Source organism: Alistipes shahii WAL 8301, assembly GCF_025145845.1.
In the GTDB taxonomy this organism is placed as follows: domain Bacteria; phylum Bacteroidota; class Bacteroidia; order Bacteroidales; family Rikenellaceae; genus Alistipes; species Alistipes shahii.
Genome location: NZ_CP102253.1, coordinates 3,700,201 through 3,717,283, shown reverse-complemented (window position 1 = coordinate 3,717,283; position 17,083 = coordinate 3,700,201). Strand labels below are relative to the sequence as shown.

Genomic DNA, 17,083 nt, shown 5'->3' with positions numbered 1-17,083 from the left:
CCGGCTCCCGCGCCGCAGAGACCGGCGGCCGACGCCGCAAAGACGCCTTCCGACGCTTCGCGCCGCCGGTTCCTCGGCCTGGCGGGCATCGTGGCCTACTCCGCGCTCCGGGCGCAGGAGAAGAAGGTCGACGGCGGGCTGGCGGTGATCGTCGACAAGAAGATTCCGAACCGTGCCACGCCCGTCGTTCCGCCCGGAGCGCAGAGCCTGCGGCACTTCAACGCCCATTGCACGGGATGCCAGTTGTGTGTTTCGGTGTGTCCCAATCAGGTGTTGCGTCCGTCGGGCAAGCTGATGACCCTCATGCAGCCCGAAATGTCGTTCGAGCGCGGATACTGCCGTCCGGAGTGCACGAAGTGCGCCGAGGTGTGCCCCACGGGCGCCATCCGCCTGACCGACCTCGCCGGGAAATCGTCGATCCAGATCGGCCATGCCGTGTGGATTGCGGAGAATTGCGAGGTCAACACCGACGGCGTCAGCTGCAACAACTGTGCGCGCCATTGCCCTGCCGGGGCGATCAAGATGGTGCGCCGGGACCCCGACGACCCCAAGTCGCCGCGCATCCCCGCCGTGAACGAAGAACGCTGCATCGGCTGCGGGGCCTGCGAGAATCTCTGTCCGGCGCGTCCGTTCAGCGCCATTTATGTCGAAGGCCATTCGCGCCACAGAATCGTCTAAACGCAAGAAAAAAATGGAGAAGAAAAAGATAGACCGCCGGAAATTCCTCAAAACGTTCGGTGTCGGCGCGGCCGCCGCAACGGCCGGGCTTTACGGCTGTAAGACGAAAGGTACGGCGCCGAGCGCTGCCGCCGCGGGTGAGGTCCCGACCGATCGGATGACCTTCCGGACCTGCCCCTCGACGGGCGACCGCGTGTCGCTGCTGGGCTACGGCTGCATGCGCTGGCCCCTGCTGGAGTCGCCGGCGGCCGACGGCAACCCGATCGACCAGGAGGCCGTCAACTAGCTGGTCGATTATGCCATCGCCCACGGGGTCAACTATTTCGACACGGCCCCCGTCTACATACAGGGCTTTTCCGAAAAATCGACGGGTATCGCCCTCAAACGCCATCCGCGCGAGAAGGTGTTCATCGCCACGAAGATGTCCAATCACCGTATGGCAGGGCGGGGAATGTCTCCCGCTCGGATATTCAAGGATTCGGAGGAGATGTACCGGCGGTCGCTTCGCGACTTGCAAACGGATTATCTGGATTACTATCTGCTGCACGCTGTGGGCGGCGACAAGGGCATCGAGACGTTCAACGAACGTTTTATCGACTGCGGCGTGCTCGACTTTCTGCTGCGCGAGCGCGAGGCCGGGCGCATCCGCAACCTCGGGTGGTCGTTCCACGGCGATCAGAAGGTCTTCGACCACCTGCTGGCCATGCACGACAGCGGCGAGGCGCGGTGGGATTTCGTCCAGATCCAGATGAACTACGTCGACTGGAAGCATGCTTCGGACAGAAACGTCAATGCCGAATATCTCTACGGCGAGCTGGAGAAGCGCGGCATCCCGGCCGTGATCATGGAGCCGCTGCTCGGCGGGCGCCTTTCGCGGCTGAACGACCATCTGGTCGAACGGCTCAAGGAGCGCCGTCCGACCGAGAGCACCGCTTCGTGGGCCTTCCGCTACGCGGGTTCCTGGCCCGGAGTGCTGACCGTGTTGAGCGGTATGACCTACATGGAGCACCTGCAGGACAATATCCGCACCTATTCGCCGCTCGAACCCTGCACCGGCGAGGAACTGGCGTTGCTCGAAGATACCGCGCAGCTGATGCTCAAATACCCCACCGTGCCCTGCACCGAGTGTCAGTACTGCATGCCCTGCCCCTATGGGCTGGACATCCCGGCGATCTTCGCCCACTACAACCGCTGCGTGAACGAAGGCAATGTGCCCAAGGACCGGCAGGACCCCGGCTACCGGGAGGCCCGCCGGGCGTTCCTCATCGGTTACGACCGCTCGGTTCCCAAACTCCGGCAGGCGAGCCATTGCATCGGCTGCAACCAATGCGTGTCGCACTGCCCGCAGTCGATCAAGATTCCGCAGCAACTGCGGCGCATCGACCGTTTCGTCGAGCAGCTCAAGCAGGGTACGCTCTGATTCCGGCTTGCGAGGCCCCTCCCGTCGGGAGGGGCTTTTTTTACCAAATGTTAACTTTCGCCCGGCCGGAAGCGAGTATCTTTGCACTCGAAAAAACGAATGCGATGAAAGACAGTATTGATTTCGGCAGCATGGAGATTCCGAAGCTTTTTCGGAAACTGCTGATCCCCACCGTTCTGGGAATGGTTTTCTCGGCTGTTTTCGTGATCACCGACGGGATTTTCGTGGGACGCGGCATCGGCAGCGACGCGCTGGCCGCCGTCAACATCACCGCGCCGCTGTTCCTCATCAGCACGGGCGTCGGACTGATGTTCGGCGTCGGGGCGTCGGTCGTGGCGTCGATCCACCTTGCGCAGGGGAAGGTCAAGGCGGCGCGCATCAACGTCACGCAGGCCGTTGCGGTGTCGTCGCTCCTTCTGGCGGCGTACAGCTTCCTGATCACTTCCTGCGCCCGTGAGGTGGCCCTGCTGCTGGGCAGCTCCGAACGGCTCCTTCCGCTGGCCGTGGAGTACATGCACTGGTTCGCGCCGTTCCTGCCCTTCAGCGCGCTGTTAAGCTCGGGCATGTTCTTCATCCGGCTCGACGGGTCGCCCAACTACGCGATGCTTTGCAACGCCGTTCCGGCGGTCATCAACATCGTGCTGGACTACGTTTTCATCTTCATCCTCGGCTGGGGCATGACGGGCGCGGCGCTGGCCACGAGCCTCGGTTATATCGTGGGTGCGGGGATGATCCTCGGCTACTTGGGACGCCGCCGCAACGTCGTGCGCCTGTGCCGTGTGAAGACGAGCCGCAAGAGCATGCGCCTGACCCTCCGCAATGTGGGCTACATGTGCCGGCTGGGGCTTTCGACCTTCCTCTGCGAGGGGGCCATCGCCATGATGATGTTCGCCGGGAACTACGTTTTCATCCGCTATCTGGGCGAGGACGGCGTGGCGGCGTTCAGCATCGCCTGCTACTTCTTCCCAATCATCTTCATGGTCTACAACGCCATCGGGCAGTCGGCCCAGCCGATTTTGAGCTACAATTTCGGTGCGGGAAACGGCGCGCGCGTGCGCAAGGCCTTCCGGTTGGCGCTCCTGACGGCCGTGGCGGCCGGACTGGGGTTCTTCGGCCTTACGGCGCTGTTCAGCCGCTGGATCGTGGCCATGTTCATCGACAGCTCCTGCCCCGCCTGTGCGATTGCCGTCCGGGGGCTTCCGTTGTTCGCTTCGGGATTCGTTTTCTTTGCGGTGAACATCGTCTCGATCGGCTATTTCCAGAGCGTCGAGCGGCCCCGTCCGGCGATGGCCGTGACCGTCCTGCGGGGATTCGTCTTCATGGCGGCGTGTTTCTTCGGTCTGCCCCTGCTGTTGGGTGTGGAGGGCATCTGGCTGGCCGTGCCGCTGGCCGAGGCGCTCACCTTCGCGGTCGTTGCGGCGATTTACGGGCGGACCCGCTTAAAAAGTGCGTTTTAGAAGGGTCGCAGCGTGGCTTTGCCGCTGAAACGAAGCCGGAAATTTGTTTTTTGTGCTATCTTTACGGCCTCAAACCTGTAAGGCATGGAGGCGTTTATCGAGAAATTCAGCAGGAAATACAACCTGCCCGCGGCGGACTGCCTGCGGCTGATCGGGCTGATGGAACGGCGCGTGTTCTGCAAGGGGGAGTGCGTCGTCCGTCAGGGCGAGCGGAATTCCGATTTCTACGTCGTGAGCCGCGGCATCTGGCTGGGACACTATCTCGACGACGGCGCGGATGTCTCGGTCTGGTTCGCCGGCGAGGGCGAGGCGCTCTTTTCGACGTGGGGTTACGTGGGCAACGAGGTTTCGAAAATCTCCATCGAGGCGATGTGCGACGCCGAACTTTACGGCATCTCCAAAGCCGACCTGGAGGCCTTTTTCGCCCGATCGGCCGGAGCGGCCAATTTCGGGAGGAGGCTTTTCGAGGAGCAGTTCCTGGCGCTCGAAAACTGGATGCTCTCGGGCGGCGCTCCGCGGGCCGAGGAGCGCTACCGGACGCTGATGGAGGAAAGCCCCGAACTGCTGCAATACGTGCCGCTGAAGCACATCGCCTCCTACCTCTGGATCACGCCGCAGTCGTTGAGCCGCATCCGGGCCAAACTGGGGAAGAAAAAGGGTTGACCATCACGGTCAACCCTTTTTTTCGGCATCCGACGGCTGCCACCCGCCCCCGAGGGCCTTGTACAACCCCACGAGCGCGAGGTGCTCGTTGCGCACCGCCTTGCTCTCCTCGACCTGTGCGTCGAAGAACTTCCGCTGGGCGTCGAGCACGTCGATGTAGCGGATCACGCCGTTGATATACTGCAATTTGGCCAGCACGACGTATTGCCGGGCCGCCTCCTTGAGGTTGAATTTCAGTTCGGCCGTCCTGCGCATGTTGCGGTAGGCCGTCACGGCGTCGTTCACTTCGCGGAAAACCTCCAGCACTTTCTGTTCGTAGGCCAGCCGCGCCTGGTCGTAGGCCGCCAGCGCCGCGCGGTATTTCGCACGCTTCGATCCGAAGGCGAACAGCGGCGCGGTGAGGTTGCCGGCGGCGTAGGAGAAGGGCGAATTGATGAGTCCCTTGAGCGCGTCGTTTTCGAGCCCTCCCGTCAGCGAGATCGTCAGCCGCGGGAACCGGTCGGCATAGGCCATGCCCGCCGAGGCCATCGCCGCCTTGAGGTTCTGCTCGGCCTGCCGCACGTCGGGACGGCGTTGCAGCAGCGTCGAAGGAAGGCCCACGGGCAGCGAGTCGGGCATCCGGACGTTCATGTCCATCTTCGAGCGCGCCACGCGCGAGGGATAGTCGCCCGCGAGCACCGAAATCTGGTTCTCCTTCTGGGCGATGCGCAGTTCGAGGTCGGGAATCAGCGCCGAGGCGCTCGCCAGCTCAACCTTCGCCTGCTGGTAGGCCGTTTCGGAGGTCAGTCCTCCTTCGAAACGCAGTTTCGCCTGACGCACGCTCTCCTCGCGGGTCTCCACCGTGCGGCGTACGACGCCCAGTTCGTGGTCCAGAGCCACCAGCTCGAAGTAGGCCGTGGCGACCTCCGCCACGAGCGTCATCTGCATGGCGCGCGCCGCCTCGACCGAGGCGAGGTATTCGGCCGCGCCCTTGCGCTTGGCCCAGCGCAGGTTGCCCCACAGGTCGGCCTCCCAACTCAAGGTGGCTTTCACGTCGAACTCGGCGTCGCCCTTGTGCGCTTCGCCGTAGTAGTCGTTGGTCTCGTAGTCGGCAGCGGCCAGCCCGCCCAGCGACGGCAGCCGGGCCGCCTTGCTTACGCGGTAAAGCTCCTCCAGCTGGCGGATGCGCGCTTCGGCCGAGAGCATGTTGCGGTTGCGGTCGAGCGTGCGGCCGATCAGCCGGCAGAGCGTCGTGTCGGTGTAGACCTCCCACCACTTCCGGTCGCTCAGCGTCAGCGTGTCGCTCTGCCCGGCGACGATCTCCGCGGGCATGTCGAGCTGCGGAGCCTTGCACTTCTTCTGCACGGAGCAGCTTCCCGCCGCGAGCAGCAGAAGCACTCCGAGGAGATATGTTGCGCTTCGTTTCATCGTGTTGTCCATTTTTCTTTCAGTTTGTAAACCCAGACGAAGAAGAGCGGTACGAAGACGATGCCCACGGTGATCGCCACGAGCATGCCGAAGAAAACGCCCGTGCCGATGCCCTGGCGGCTGGCCGACCCGGGTCCGCTGGCGAAGACCAGCGGTAGCATGCCGAGGATAAAGGCCAGCGAGGTCATGACGATGGGCCGGAAGCGCAGGCGCGCGGCCAGGATGACGGCCGTGAGGATGTCGCGGCCCTTTTCGACCTCGTCCTTGGCGAACTCGACGATCAGGATGGCGTTCTTGGCCACCAGACCCACCAGCATCACCAGTCCGATCTGGAAATAGATGTTGTTCTCCAGTCCGCAGGCCCAGTTGCCCAGGTAGGCGCCGATGCCGGCGATCGGCAGCGAGAGGATCACCGCCACGGGGATCAGCCAGCTCTCGTACTGCGCCGCGAGGAACAGGAAGACGAAGAGGAAGGCCAGCGCCAGCACGTAGCCCGTCTGGCCGCTGACGTGCTTTTCCTGATAGGAAAGTCCGCTCCACTCGACGCCGATCGTCGACGGCAGGTGGCGGCGTGCGATCTGTTCGAGTATGGCCATGGCCTGCCCCGAACTGTATCCCTGCGCCGCCTCGCCCGAGATGGTCGCCGCGTTGAACATGTTGAAGCGGCGGATCGTGCCCGGTCCCGTGGTGTAGGAGGTCGTGCCGAGCGCCGTGATGGGAATCATCGCCTTGTCGGCGCCCCGGACGAAGAACAGCCCGAGGTTTTCCCGCTGCGCCCGGTACGGGGCTTCGGCCTGGATATAGACGCGGTAGATGCGGTTGAACATGTTGAAGTCGTTGACGTAGACCGATCCGGTGAAGGTCTTCATCGTCGAGAAGATGTCGGCCATCGGGACGCCGAGCATCTGGGCCTTGTCGCGGTCCACGTCGAAATAGAGCTGCGGGATGTCGCTCTGCATCGACGACGAGAGTCCCGTCAGCTCCTTGCGCTTCGAGGCGTAGTGCAGCAGCGTGTCCACGGCCCGCTGAAGGTCGCCGTACGAGGCGTTGCCGCGGGCTTCGAGCACCATTTCGAACCCGCCCGAGGCGCCCAGTCCCGGAATGACGGGCGGCGTCGAGAGGTAGACCTTGCTTTCGGGATAACGGCGCATCTCCTCGCGGATGTCGTTCATCAGCCGGCGGATGTTCGAACTTTTGCGCTCCTCCCACGGTTTGAGGATCACCGTCAACTGGCTGCGTGACTGGTTGGTGCCCACGCGGGGGCTTGATCCGGTGACGTTGAGCACATATTCCACGTCTTCGAGCGACATCAGGTACTTCATGGCGCGGTCTGTCACGCGGCGCGTGCGTTCGAGCGTGGCTCCTTCCGGAAGTTCCAGCTCGACGGTGAAATAGCCCTGGTCCTCCTGCGGCATGAAGCTCTGGGGTACGATCTTGTTGAGCGCCCACAGCGCCACGAGAGTCAGTCCGAACAGCGCCAGCATGCGTTTCGAGTGGCGCACGCCGCCGCGGATCATCCGCTCGTAGAACTTCGTTCCGCTGCCCAGCCAGATGTTGATGCGGCGGAAGAGGCGGTTTTTCCGCTTGCCCGAATCGGGACGCAGGATCAGGGCGCAGAGGGCCGGCGAGAGGGTCAGGGCCACGAACGTCGAGATCAGCACCGACACGGCGATCGTGATGGTGAACTGGCGGTAGAGCTGGCCGGTGATGCCCGAAAGGAAGCTCACGGGAACGAACACGGCGCACAGCACCAGCGATGTGGCGATGATGGCGCTGCCCAGTCCGCTCATGGCCTTTTTCGTGGCTTCGTAGGGCGATAGCCCCTCCTCGTTCATAATGCGCTCGACGGCCTCCACCACCACGATGGCGTCGTCCACGACGATGCCGATGGCCAGGATCAGGCCCAGCAGGGTCATCATGTTGAGCGAGAATCCGAATGCCAGCATCACGCCGAACGTACCGATCAGCGAGATCGGCACGGCGATGGTCGGGATGAGCGTCGCGCGCCAGTTTTGCAGCGAGAGGAAAACCACGAGGATCACCAGCAGCAGGGCTTCGAACAGCGTGTGGTAGACCTCCCTGATCGACTGCGAGATGTAGGAGGTCATGTCGAACGGTATCTTGTAGGAGATGCCTTCGGGGAAGCTGCGGCTGATCTCCTCCATCGTCTCGCGCACCGAGCGCGCCACCTCCATGGCGTTGGCGCCCGGCAGCATGTTGATGTTCATCACGGCCGCATTGCCGCCGTTGATGCCGCTCTCGGTGCTGTACGACGAGGCTTCGAGCGAGATGCGCGCCACGTCGCGCAGGCGGATGAGCGATCCGTCGGGGTTGGCGCGGACGACGATCTCCTCGAATTCGCCCACCGACGAAAGGCGTCCGCGGGCGGTGATCGGGATCGTGACGTCGAGGTCCGTGATGGGCTGCTGGCCCAGTACGCCCGCCGCCGATTCGCGGTTCTGGTCCTTGAGGGCCTTTTGCAGGTCCTGCACCGTCAGCCCGAGGTTGGCCAGCCGGTCGGGCTGCACCCATATCTGCATGGCGTAGTAGCGGCTGCCGACGTTCGAGACGCTGCCGACGCCCTTCACGCGGCGCAACATGTCCAGCACGTTGAGCGTGGCGTAGTTCGAAAGGTATATTTCGTCGAACTTGGGGTCGTTCGACAGCAGCGTGATGGTCATCAGCCGGCTCGAAGCCTGCTTTTCGACCGAGATGCCGTTCTGGATGACTTCGGCCGGGAGGCGCGCCTCGGCCTGCTTCACGCGGTTCTGAATCTCGACGGCCGCCAGGTCGGCGTCTGTGTCGATGTCGAAGGTCACGGTGGCGGAGAAACCTCCCGAGTTGCTGCTCGTCGACTCCATGTAGAGCATGCCGGGGGTTCCGTTCAGCTCCTGTTCGATGGGCGTCGCCACGGCCTGCGTCACGGTCTGGGCGCTGGCTCCCGGATAGGAGGCCGAGATCTTGACCACCGGGGGCACGATGCGCGGATACTGGTCCACGGGGAGCATCACCAGTCCTAACAGGCCGACGATCACGATGACCACCGACAGGACGGTTGAAAACACGGGCCGGTCGATAAAGAAATCCGATTTCATGGCTCGCTATTTTTCAGACGCCTCCGTCTCGGTTGCACTGCTTTTTTCGGGGACCGGCACGGGGGCGACCTTGTCGCCGTGCGTCAGTTTGTGGAAACCCTCCACGACGATCTTCTCGCCGGGAACGACGCCGCGTTCGACGATCACCCGGTTGTTGACCTCGGGGCCGAGTTCGATCAGACGGCGTTCGGCGATGCTGTCGGGCCGTATGACGAAGATGTAGGCGCCGCCCTTCTCGATGACGACCGACTTGGTCGGCACGACCGTGGCGTCTTCGCGCACGTCGAGCAGCAGGCGCACCTTCGTGAACTGTCCCGGCAGCAGAATGCGGTCGGGGTTGGCCATTTCGGCGCGCACGGAGAAGGTTCCCGTTTCGGGGTCGACCTGCGGATCGGCGAAGTCGACCAGTCCGCGCAGCGGATACTGGGTGTTGTCGGCCAGCGTGATGGTGATGTAGGGGTCCCACTTGCGGGTGGAGTCCTTCTGACCCAGGTTGACGTTGCGGGCCTTGCTTTTGAGGTAGTCGAGTCCCGTCATGCTGAAGTCCACGCGCACGGTGTCGCTCTTGACCACCGTCGCCAGCAGCGATTTGCCGTTGGGACCTACGAGCGTGCCGATGTCGACGCTGCGCTCGGAAATATAGCCCGACAGCGGCGAACTGACGGTCGTGTAGCTCAAAGCGGTTTCGGCCTGCGTGAGGTCGGCCTCGCTCATCGCCACGGAGGCCGTGGCGCTTTCGTAGGAGGCGATGGCGTTGTCGAGGTCCAGTTGGCTCGCGGCGTTCTGCTCGTAGAGCGGGCGGATGCGTTTCAGGTCGCGGTCGGCCTTGAGTTCCAGAGCCTTGTCTTTGTTCAGCTGTGCCTTCGCCTTGTTTACCCGGGCTTCGTAGAGCTTGGGGTCGATGATGAACAGCGGCTGCCCCTTCTTGACGTAGGTTCCCTCCTCGAAAAGCATTTTTTCGAGGAAGCCCTCCACCCGGGCGCGGATTTCGACGAACTGCTGGGCGCGGATGCGTCCCACGTATTCGCCGTAGAGTTCGATGTCGTCGGTTTCGGCAGGCTCGACCTGGACCACGGGCAATATGGGTTTTACGGGTTCGGGGCGCAGCCACCACCAAAGCCCTCCGACAGTCAATACGGCTATTCCGGCCAGGATCAGCCAGGAGCGTTTCGACAGACGGCGGATTCTGCCGCCCGCCTCTTCGCCGAGTTGTAGCGTACGGCGGCCGGCGCGGGCCGCCTGCTGCACGATTTTCTCGTGTGATAGTTTCATGTTGTTTCCAAATCCGGAATTGTTTGCCTGGTATCCCGGTATATCGGCGCAAAAATACGATTTTTTCGCCGATATGCTATTTAAACGTAAAAGTTAGGCGAATATGATGCCGGAATTCCTGTTTTTGTTCATACGGAGGCTATTGGTGTCTTTTCGGAAGACAGCCTGTGACTTTCCGGGCCGATGCCGCGGATTTTCTCCGGGAAATCGTATCTTTGCACTTATGAAAACAATCTTATGTACCTTTTTTGCATGTGCGCTGTTCTGCGCCGTCGACGTACGTGCACAGCAGACGCCGCCTTCGGGGGCGGCATTTATTGCTGTCTGCAAGGAGTCGATGACTCTTGCGGTTTACGATTTCAACAGCTGCCTGCGGGCCGTCTATCCCATTGCCTGCGGACGGGCGCTGGGCAACAAGGAGAAGCCGGGTGATATGAAGACGCCCGAAGGGCTTTTCTCCGTCCAGCAGATTCAGGACGCAAGCGCATGGACGCACGATTTTGGCGACGGTAAGGGGGAGATCAGAGGGGCCTACGGTTCGCATTTCATCCGTCTGAAGACGCCCGGTCACTGCGGCATCGGTATCCATGGAACCCACGATCCCGCCTCGATCGGCACGCGTGCAACCGAAGGGTGCGTCCGGTTGAACAATAGCGATTTGCTCGAATTGGTGAAAAAGTATGTCTACGTCGGTATGCCGGTCGTGATCCTTACCTCCGAGGCGGACAGCGCCGTGCCCTGCCGCTTTCCCGCCGCCGTCAAGGCAGGACCCCGGCTGATGGCGCAGACGGAGTAAGGAATTTCGTCTGTTCGCGGCGCTCCGAACAGTCTCCGAAGCGGGCGGCGGGTAGTTTTTCAGGCCGGGAGCAGAATCGAGAAGCGGCTGCCGCGGCCGATTTCGCTCTCGACCGAGATCGTGCCGCCGTGCGCTTCGACGAACTCCTTCGAGATGGCCAGCCCCAGCCCGCTGCCCTGCACCTTGGTTCCCGGGACGCGGAAATAGCGCTCGAAGATGCTCTTGTGGTAACGCGGGTCGATGCCGCGCCCGAAGTCCTGGACGTAGATCTCGACCGCCTTTTCGCGCTGTACGGCGCCGACGATGATGCGCGACCGTTCGGGCGAATGGTGGATGGCGTTCGACAGCAGGTTGGTGATGACCCAGGCGATCTTCTCGTTGTCGACGAAGAGTTTCGAGATCTTTTCGGGATAGTCCACCTCGACGAAACAGCAGAACCTCTCGGCCAGAACCTGCGTAGCCTTTACGGCGTAGTCTATCAGTTCGATAGGCTTGGTTACTTTAGGTATCAGTTTAAGTTTGCCGGTCTCGATCTGGGTCATGTTCAGCAGTTCGCCCGTGATCGAAAGCAGGCGGTCGCTGCTTTCCTTGATGCTCGTGACGAGCTGTTTCTGCTCGCCGTTCAGCGTTCCCAGCCGGTCGTCGCCGAGCAGCTGCAAACTCATCAGGATCGACGAAATCGGGGTTTTCATTTCGTGCGAGACGGTCGAGATGAAGTTGGTCTTGGCGGAGTCCAGCTCCTTGAAGCGGGTGACGTTGTTCAGGACGATCAGGTTGCCGACGAACTGCTGTTCGCGCCCGCCGACGGGAGTGATGTAGAGCGGCGTGTTCTCCACCTGGAAATAACTCTCCTTGTTGTCGGCGTAGATTTTCAGCGGCTCCTTGTCGGCGTCCTTCTCCGTGTCGTTCACTCCCCGGACGAGCCGCCGCAGCAGGTCGTTCGACAGCGCCACTTCGGCGGCGTCGCGTCCGACGGCGTCCTCCCGGAGGTTCAGCACCGAGAACGCCTCGCGGTTCATAAAGAGGATTCTGCGGTCGGGACCCAGCCCCACGATCGGCTCGTGCAGCGTGTCGACGATCGCCTCGATGCGCTTTTTGGCGGTCATCAGGTCGTCGAGCGAACTGCGGCGGTATTCGTCGAGTTTGGCGGCCATGTCGTTGAACGACTCGGCGACGGATTCGAACTCGCGGTTGCCCGGGAAATCGAGCCGTTCCCGGTAGTTGTGGTTGGCGATCTGGGTGATCCCCTTTTTCAGCGCGTCGATCGGACGCAGCACTGACTGCGGGAACCAGACGAGGATGCCCCCGGCGATCAGGGCGCAGAGCGCGGCGACGGCGATCAGCCACCACATGGCGTAGTCGGCGCGCTGCTCCACCCCGGCGCTCTTGGCGCGGATGGCCGCCATGTTCAGCTCCATGATCCGGAACAGGTCTTCGCGCACGGTCCGGATTTCGGCTTCGGTGACCGGGTCGCTCAGCGAAGCGACGTGGCGTTCGAGCGCCGCGGTGGTCTCCTTCTCGCTGATCTCGGTGATGTTCTGCTGTTGCAGGGCGAGGTTTTCGCGCAGGGCGTGCCGCGATATGGAATCCTGCCCGATGTCGTTGAGCGACCGCAGCATCTCCCCGGCGTATTGCAGCGAGTTGTAGTTGTCGGCGAGGATGGTTCCCGTCGCCCGCGACAGCTGGCGGACGTAGCCGACCGACTGGATGCCCAGCAGCAGGATCATGGTGAAAAGAATGCCGATGCCCAGGGTGATTCTCCTTTGTATTCTCATGGCTTATGAAAAAATGAAAAGGTCGATGTTCATGCGCGACAGCCGGACGGTCAGACGCCGCAGGCGGATTGCGCTTTTCAACAGCGAAAATAGTGAAAATTCGGGACGCCCGATGCAGACGATGTTTATTTTTTGCTCCCGGCACACTCCGGCGATGCTCTCCACCGGGGAGTTCGAGCGTATGCGGCGGACCTCGCCGCCGAGTTCCGTGGCGAGGTTCAGGTTGTTGATCAGGTAACGCTGCCGGGCCAGCGGAATGCGGTCGTCGGCCTCGCGGTCGCCCTGCACGTAGAGCACCGTGAAGGCGGCGTTCAGGTGCGTGGCCATGCGCGCCGTCTTGCGGATGACCCGGCGGGCGCGTTTTTCGGAGGAGTCGATCACGGCCAGCAGTTTGTCGCGCCGGAAGGTTTCGGAACCGGTCACCTCGCTATCCACCTTCTTCTCCACGCGCAGCGCCACCTCTTTCAGCGCCAGTTCGCGCAGTTGCAGCAGGTTGTCCTGCGTGAAGAAGTTGCCGAGCGCCGCGGCGATCTTGTCGGGGCGGTAGATCTTTCCGGCTTTCAGCCGTTCGATCAGTTCGTCGGCCGTGAGGTCGATGTTCACCACCTCGTCGGCCATCGCCAGCACGCTGTCCGGGACCCGCTCGCGGATCTCGATGCCCGTGATCTCCTCGACGACCTCGTTCAGCCCCTCGATATGCTGGATGTTGACGGCCGAAATGACGCTGATCCCTGCGTCGAGAATCTGCATCACGTCCTGCCACCGCTTGGGGTTTTCGCTCCCCTCGATGTTGGTGTGGGCCAGTTCGTCCACGACGACGATCTCGGGGCGGAGGTTGACGATGGCCTGCGTGTCCATCTCCTCCAGTTCCTTGCCCTTGTAGAAGAGTCTGCGGCGCGGCACGAGCGGAAGCCCTTCGACAAGGGCTTCCGTTCCGGCGCGGCCGTGCGTTTCGATGTAGCCGATGCGGACGTCGACGCCCGCGTCGAGCAGCTGGCGGGCCTCTTGCAGCATGCGGCAGGTCTTGCCCACGCCGGCGCTCATGCCGATGTAGACCTTGAACTTGCCGCGGTGCGAACGCCGGATCAGTTCCAGAAACCGCTGAACGCTGTCCTGCCTCTCCATCGGTTACATCCGGAAGGAGATGCCTCCCACAAAGTTAACGTCGTCCAGGGCCGGATTCCAGATCAGGTTGGTGAAAACGCCGACCGACATCGAATCCGTCCCTTTGATGGTCCATGATTTTCCGGCATTGAGGAAGACGTTCTGCACGCAGAACCCGCGGTCTCCGGTGAGGTAGGTCGCGGCGGCGTTCCTGGGAACCATGCCCACGCCGGCCTTCATGTCGACGGTCTTCACCGTGAACGGGCAGGCCGCCTCGAAATACGAGGCATAGGCGCGTTCGCCCTTGTGGTTCACGTCGGCCGCGCCGAAGAGAACCGTGTACCACGACAGCGTGACGGGGACCTTTTCCGAAACGACCCAGCTGGCGCCCACCTCGATGCGGTGGGGCGAACGGCTGTCGAAGACGAAATAGCGGTCGTCGGCGTGTCCGGTCCAGTAGAGGTCGGCCACCGAAAGGGTCACGGGTCCGAGCGCGTAGGCCAGCGTGAGGTCCATCTCCTTGTAGGCGCTGTCGAAATCGACCGAACCCCAGGCCGTCGCCGAGAAGTTTCCGGCGCTCATCGTCAGCGACGGCTGGAAAGCCGGGCCGCTTTCGCGGACGCCGCGCCATACGTAGGTGCTCACCAGGTCGGTTCCGCCCGAGAATTTCACCCCGCGCTCCCGGGCGCAGAGGTCGGCGGTCAGAAAGATTGCCAAAGCGGCGATCAGAATGAATACCCAGCGTTTCATCTTTTTATCTATTTTCATGGTTTGCGATTAGTTTTCGTTCAGTTCTTCCAAAGCGACGTTCAGGCGCAGCACATTGACCTTCTCCGTGCCGAAAAGCCCCAGCCACGATTTTTGGGTCAGCGAGTCGACCAGATGCCGTACCGTAGCGATGTCCAGCCCGCGGGCCTCGGCTACGCGGCGCACCTGCGCCTGCGCCCCGCGGGGCGAGATGTCGGGGTCGAGGCCCGAGCCGCTGGCCGTGACCATCTCGGCGGGAACCTCCGCACGCGAGAGGTAGGGATGCGCCGCGAGAAAGTCCTGCACGCGCTGTTCCACCCCGGCGAGGTGCTCGGGGTTGGTCGTAGCCTTGTTGCTGCCGCCCGAACCGCCGCCGTTGTAGTCCACGGCCGAGGGACGGCTCCAGAAATAGCGGACATCGGTGAACCGCTGCCCCACGTTCGCCGCGCCGACGACCTGTCCGTCGAGCGTTACCACGTCGGCCTCTCCGCCGTTGGGGCCTGCGACGGCCGACACGCCGCGCAGCACGAGGACATATCCCACGCCGAGCACGATACACATCGCCAGCGTTATTTTGAGTGAAATCCAAAGGTTTTTCATAGTTGAAGCAATGCTTTAAAAGAATACGCTTATTAACATGTCTATCAGTTTGATGCCGACGAACGGGACGATCACGCCGCCGAGTCCGTAGATAAAGAGGTTGCGGCGCAGCAGGGCCGAGGCCCCGATCGGTTTGTAGGTCACGCCGCGCAGGGCCAGCGGGATGAGCAGCGGAATGATCAGGGCGTTGAAGATCACCGCCGAGAGAATGGCGCTTTCGGGCGAGTGGAGGTGCATGACGTTCAGCGCGCCGAGCGACGGAATCGAGGCGATGAACAGCGCCGGGACGATGGCGAAGTACTTCGCGACGTCGTTGGCGATGGAGAAGGTCGTGAGCGTGCCGCGCGTCATCAGCAGCTGTTTGCCGATCTCGACGATCTCGATCAGCTTCGTGGGGTCGTTGTCCAGGTCGACCATGTTGCCCGCCTCCTTGGCGGCCTGCGTGCCGCTGTTCATGGCCACGCCCACGTCGGCCTGCGCCAGCGCCGGGGCGTCGTTCGTGCCGTCGCCCATCATGGCCACCAGCTTGCCCGACTGCTGTTCGCGGCGGATGTATTCGAGCTTGTCCTCGGGACGTGCTTCGGCGATGAAGTCGTCGACGCCTGCCTTCTCGGCGATGTATTTGGCCGTCAGCGGATTGTCGCCCGTGACCATCACGGTCTTCACGCCCATCCGGCGCAGCCGCTCGAAGCGTTCGCGGATGCCCGTCTTGATGATGTCCTGCAACTCGATGACGCCCATGATCCGTTCGTTTTCGCAGACTATGAGCGGTGTGCCGCCGTTCTCGGAGATGGTGCGCACGGTGGCTGCGATTCCGGCCGGGCAGGGGTTTTCGTGCTCGGCGGCGATGCGGAAGATCGCTTCGGCGGCTCCCTTGCGGATGCGGCGTCCGTCGGGCATGTCGACGCCCGAACACTTGGTTTCGGCGGTGAATTTCACCATCCGCACGCCGACCATCGCCACCGGGTCGGTGCGGACCCCTTCGGCGGCGCCCAGCTCGACGACGGATTTGCCTTCGGGGGTCGGGTCGGCGACGGACGAGAGCACGCACATGCGCACGAAAGCCTTGGGGGCGATGCCGTCGGCGGGATGGAAGCGCGTGGCCTTGCGGTTGCCGATGGTGATGGTGCCGGTCTTGTCCAGGAGCAGCGTGTCGATGTCGCCGGCGGTCTCGATGGCCTTGCCCGACTTGGTGATGACGTTGGCCCGCAGTGCGCGGTCCATGCCGGCGATGCCGATGGCCGACAGCAGGCCGCCGATGGTGGTCGGGATCAGGCAGACGAACAGCGAGATGAACGCCGCGACGGTGATATTGGCCCCCACATAGTCGGCGAAGGGCTTGAGCGTGGCGCAGACGATGACGAAAACGAGCGTGAACCCGGCCAGCAGGATCGTCAGCGCGATTTCGTTGGGCGTCTTCTGGCGCGAGGAGCCTTCGACCAGGGCGATCATCCGGTCGAGGAAACTCTCGCCGGGCCGTGCGGTGACTTTCACGAGAATGCGGTCGGAGAGGACCTTCGTGCCGCCCGTGACGGAGCTTTTGTCGCCGCCCGCCTCGCGGATCACCGGGGCCGATTCGCCCGTGATGGCGCTTTCGTCGATCGACGCCAGGCCCTCGACGATCTCGCCGTCGGCGGCGACGGTGTCGCCCGCGACGCACTCGAACAGGTCGCCCTGCTTCAGTTCGGAACTGCTGACGATGTGCGACTGTCCGTCGGGTTCGATGCGTTTGGCGGGGGTCTCCTCGCGGGTTTTGCGCAGCGAGTCGGCCTGCGCCCTGCCGCGGGCTTCGGCGATGGCCTCGGCGAAGTTGGCGAAGAGCACCGTTAAGAGAAGTACGGCGAAAATCACGAGGTTGTAGAGCAGCGAACCCTGCGACGTGTCGCCCGTCACGGCGATCCGGACGATCAGCAGCAGCATGGCGAAGGTGACGGCCTCGACGGTGAACATGATCGGGTTCTTGATCATCTGCCGCGGGTCGAGTTTCGTGAACGAAGCGCGAAGGCTCCGGCGCAGCAGGACAGGATCGAAAAGCGAGTTATTTTTGTTTCGTTTCATAGCGGTAACAG

11 protein-coding genes and 2 pseudogenes are annotated in these 17,083 nt (G+C 62.7%); 5 read left to right on the top strand and 8 right to left on the bottom strand.

Features of this window, described 5'->3' with window-relative positions:
• Positions 1-51: 51 nt before the first annotated feature.
• The 4 genes and pseudogenes from NQ492_RS16320 to NQ492_RS15750 form a co-directional block, all read left to right on the top strand.
• A pseudogene (locus NQ492_RS16320) lies at positions 52-678 on the top strand (4Fe-4S dicluster domain-containing protein); the annotation flags it as partial.
• Between the two features lie 13 nt (positions 679-691).
• A pseudogene (locus tag NQ492_RS15760) lies at positions 692-2,098 on the top strand (aldo/keto reductase).
• Positions 2,099-2,202: 104 nt separating this feature from the next.
• Positions 2,203-3,555, top strand: coding sequence for an MATE family efflux transporter (locus NQ492_RS15755; RefSeq protein WP_015546194.1), 1,353 nt, complete (start codon positions 2,203-2,205; stop codon positions 3,553-3,555).
• Positions 3,556-3,639: 84 nt separating this feature from the next.
• Entirely contained in the window at positions 3,640-4,218 is a 579-nt protein-coding gene (locus NQ492_RS15750) for a Crp/Fnr family transcriptional regulator (RefSeq protein WP_015546193.1), read from the top strand.
• Positions 4,219-4,227: 9 nt separating this feature from the next.
• Here NQ492_RS15750 and NQ492_RS15745 read toward each other — a convergent pair whose 3' ends face one another.
• The 3 genes from NQ492_RS15745 to NQ492_RS15735 are packed head-to-tail and all read right to left on the bottom strand — an operon-like array spanning position 4,228 to position 9,992.
• Positions 4,228-5,625 carry an efflux transporter outer membrane subunit gene (locus NQ492_RS15745; RefSeq protein WP_022061616.1) on the bottom strand — a complete coding sequence of 466 codons (1,398 nt, stop codon included), beginning with the start codon at positions 5,623-5,625 and terminating at the stop codon, positions 4,228-4,230.
• Positions 5,622-8,720 (bottom strand): efflux RND transporter permease subunit, encoded by a 3,099-nt coding sequence (locus NQ492_RS15740; protein WP_015546191.1) that lies wholly within the window; start codon positions 8,718-8,720, stop codon positions 5,622-5,624. Before NQ492_RS15740 ends, NQ492_RS15745 begins: the two co-directional genes overlap by 4 nt.
• Positions 8,721-8,726: 6 nt before the next feature.
• Complete coding sequence (locus NQ492_RS15735) at positions 8,727-9,992, bottom strand: efflux RND transporter periplasmic adaptor subunit (RefSeq protein WP_015546190.1); 1,266 nt, start codon at positions 9,990-9,992, stop codon at positions 8,727-8,729.
• A gap of 223 nt (positions 9,993-10,215) precedes the next feature.
• Here NQ492_RS15735 and NQ492_RS15730 point away from each other — a divergent pair, with 223 nt between their 5' ends.
• Positions 10,216-10,788 (top strand): L,D-transpeptidase, encoded by a 573-nt coding sequence (locus NQ492_RS15730; protein ID WP_083810166.1) that lies wholly within the window; start codon positions 10,216-10,218, stop codon positions 10,786-10,788.
• Positions 10,789-10,847: 59 nt separating this feature from the next.
• On the opposite strand, the gene NQ492_RS15725 is transcribed toward NQ492_RS15730, so the two are convergent.
• The 5 genes from NQ492_RS15725 to kdpB form a co-directional block, all read right to left on the bottom strand.
• Positions 10,848-12,563 (bottom strand): sensor histidine kinase, encoded by a 1,716-nt coding sequence (locus tag NQ492_RS15725; RefSeq protein WP_022061620.1) that lies wholly within the window; start codon positions 12,561-12,563, stop codon positions 10,848-10,850.
• 3 nt (positions 12,564-12,566) lie between these two features.
• The gene (locus NQ492_RS15720) at positions 12,567-13,688 is read right to left on the bottom strand and encodes a sensor protein KdpD (RefSeq protein ID WP_015546187.1); all 1,122 of its coding nucleotides are present in this window, start codon (positions 13,686-13,688) and stop codon (positions 12,567-12,569) included.
• A gap of 3 nt (positions 13,689-13,691) precedes the next feature.
• Complete coding sequence (locus NQ492_RS15715; protein ID WP_044054686.1) at positions 13,692-14,339, bottom strand: TorF family putative porin; 648 nt, start codon at positions 14,337-14,339, stop codon at positions 13,692-13,694.
• A gap of 105 nt (positions 14,340-14,444) precedes the next feature.
• Positions 14,445-15,014 (bottom strand): potassium-transporting ATPase subunit KdpC, encoded by a 570-nt coding sequence (kdpC, locus tag NQ492_RS15710; protein ID WP_015546185.1) that lies wholly within the window; start codon positions 15,012-15,014, stop codon positions 14,445-14,447.
• A gap of 15 nt (positions 15,015-15,029) precedes the next feature.
• A complete protein-coding gene (kdpB, locus tag NQ492_RS15705; RefSeq protein ID WP_015546184.1) occupies positions 15,030-17,072 on the bottom strand; it encodes a potassium-transporting ATPase subunit KdpB in 2,043 nt (680 codons plus the stop codon).
• Between the last annotated feature and the right edge of the window lie 11 nt (positions 17,073-17,083).